2 protein-coding genes are annotated in these 2,455 nt (G+C 45.8%); one reads left to right on the top strand and one right to left on the bottom strand.

Annotated elements, in window-relative coordinates; genetic code table 11:
• The coding region (locus tag CDG79_RS40100) for an ammonium transporter (RefSeq protein WP_094346994.1) at nucleotides 1-1,253 on the top strand (1,253 nt) is incomplete at its 5' end.
• Between the two features lie 819 nt (nucleotides 1,254-2,072).
• Here CDG79_RS40100 and CDG79_RS40095 read toward each other — a convergent pair.
• Nucleotides 2,073-2,324 carry a hypothetical protein gene (locus CDG79_RS40095; RefSeq protein ID WP_094346993.1) on the bottom strand — a complete coding sequence of 84 codons (252 nt, stop codon included), beginning with the start codon at nucleotides 2,322-2,324 and terminating at the stop codon, nucleotides 2,073-2,075.
• Nucleotides 2,325-2,455: the final 131 nt, after the last annotated feature.

The raw sequence follows: 2,455 nt of genomic DNA, 5'->3' as shown, positions 1-2,455 counted from the left end.
CTCGTGAAACCGTCAATGTCTTGATGGAATGCATCGTTGACACCTGTCTTTGCGGTTTATTGTTCTATGCCTGGGGCTTTGCCTTCATGTTCAGTCATGGTAACGGCTTGATTGGACTGAATTGGTTTTTCTTGCAAGGTGCGCCCGCGACTTATGAAAGTTCAGGTGTGGCATTCCTAGCATTTTGGCTGTTTCAGTTTGCCTTTGCAGACACCTGCTCGACGATTACCTCTGGGGCGATGATTGGGCGGACAGGGTTTATTGGCGATCTTCTCTACAGCTTTGGCGTTTCTGGATTCATCTACCCAATTATCGGACACTGGGCTTGGGGTCCAGACGGTTTTCTGGTAACGATGGGCAGCAAAGATGGTTTCCTGCCCTTCTTGGGAACTGGCTTCCATGACTTTGCAGGCTCTACAGTTGTTCACACCATTGGGGGATTCATTGCCCTGGCGGGTGCGATTGTCCTCGGGCCGCGTTTGGGTCGTCGGTTCAAGCGCGACGGTGGCGGCCCGATGTTACCCCATGACCTTGTAATTGCTGCATCCGGCGGTCTGATTCTGTGGTTCGGCTGGTACGGTTTCAACCCCGGCTCGACACTTTCTGCGATGGACTTTGTGGGGACTGGACGGGTTGCCGCCAATACTACCTTGGCAGCATGTTCCGGCGGTCTGTCGGCACTGTTTTTTGGATATCCGAAAACACAAAAGTGGGATTTGAGCTTCACAGTCAACGGGTTTTTGGCAGGCTTGGTTGCGATTACTTGCCCCTGCTATTGGGTGAATCCAACAGGTTCTATCATCATTGGGGCGGTAGCTGGCGTAGTTGTCATTCTAGGCATAGACCTTTTGGAATGGCTTCGGATTGACGACCCCATCGGTGCAGTTCCTGTACATGGTTTTTGCGGAATCTGGGGAACGTGGTCGCTGGGCTTGTTTGCCACTGGTGAATTCGGCGCGAGTGGCCCCATCTTACCTGATGTCTCTGCGCCCTTAAGAGGTCTGTTTTATGGTGGGGGAATACAGGTGTTGAGCGCACAAGTTATTGGCAACCTAATTATTACTGTGTCTACATTCTCTGTGGCACTGGGGTTGATGTATTTGGTAAATTTAACCGGGACACTGCGTGTGTCGAAAGAAGGCGAATTAGAAGGTTTGGATTTACACGAGCATGGCATACCAGCCTACCCGGAATATGTCATTAGTTCATCAGCTAACACTGGCAGCTCTCCATTAGAAGAATTGAATAGATAGAGAGTTTTGCCAAGCGCACCCATAACAGAGAAAAGTGCCAAAAATTCATCAGTCTTCATCCCCATCAGTCGGTGGGGCTTTTTTATGGAGAAAAAGTCGGGATTTGATAGTTACAAGACATCGATTCCCAGGCGGAATATACAAATACTTGAGTCTTTTTAATCAGTCGTCTGTTTACAGCGATCGCATGTGATGAAAATGGTACAGCTTTAAGTGTGCATCCAATTGGTCAAAATCTCATTTTCGGGTAAAAGTTGAAAAATTTTGATGAAACTCTCTCTGGGTAGCGTTTTCAGGCGTTGCATGGCGGCTCATAGCAGCTTCGCTACTTTCTCCCCAAATTGGTAAACGCTAGAGAGTTCGTCAGAAAAAAACTTCGCATACGAACTAAAAACTTACTCTAATGGCAGAATTATGGCTGATTTATGGAAAATCAAAAATTGGCTCCCATTATGGCTGATTTCTGGCATCTCAATGGCAAATCAATGGAATTTTGAAACCTCAATTATCAACTAATTAAAACTATTGAGAATTAGGGTTAAAACTGGCTCCCATTATCGCACACCAATGGCAGGGCTACGGCAAACCTACGGTAAATCACCTAAATTCCGCATTTTTAAATATCACAGTGACATTATGCTCCAGCCAAAAAATAATATTGAATTCTGACGCACAGTACGCCATATTTGGCGGAAAGTTTTTTGAGCGAAAAGTGACGATTTAAGTAAATTTCAAATCACTTGAATCAAAATTAACTACTAAAAAACTACTTTTATGCTACAAAAGTGACTGTACAGTTCACTACTAGAACGCTGACTATTAAAGACTCAATTCATCATCCTGCTCCTGCTGGCGTTGCTGTTGCTGCTGTTGCCTTAACTGTCGCCCATAATCTATAAGCTGCTGATTCCAATCGTCAGCTTTGCACTTGAGCCGCTTGGACTGTGGCAGTAGTTCCTTAACAACTCGTGCAGCTGCATTACCAGATCCAGAAGGATCAAAAGCCACCATAACATTAGGAATATGCTGCAATTGCTCTACTGGTAAACTTTTGGGATTATCTACCGCCATGTACGAATGGCACTAAGAAAAGCCGAAACCCTTGCGGTTTAAGCAGTTTGCAATTGCTTGCGTAATTCATGCCGGGGTTTCGTCATCAAGGGGTAAATTTTTGGGCGACGTTTACGGACTCGTGGTTCATT

The organism is Nostoc sp. 'Peltigera membranacea cyanobiont' 232 (genome assembly GCF_002245985.1).
In the GTDB taxonomy this organism is placed as follows: Bacteria; Cyanobacteriota; Cyanobacteriia; order Cyanobacteriales; family Nostocaceae; genus Nostoc.
This window is presented reverse-complemented; position numbering and strand designations above follow the sequence as displayed.

Bases quoted from the DNA above. Each gene is read 5' to 3' on its own strand.
- CDG79_RS40095 (WP_094346993.1), bottom strand. From the start codon at position 2,324: ATGGCGGTAGATAATCCCAAAAGTTTACCAGTAGAGCAATTGCAGCAT.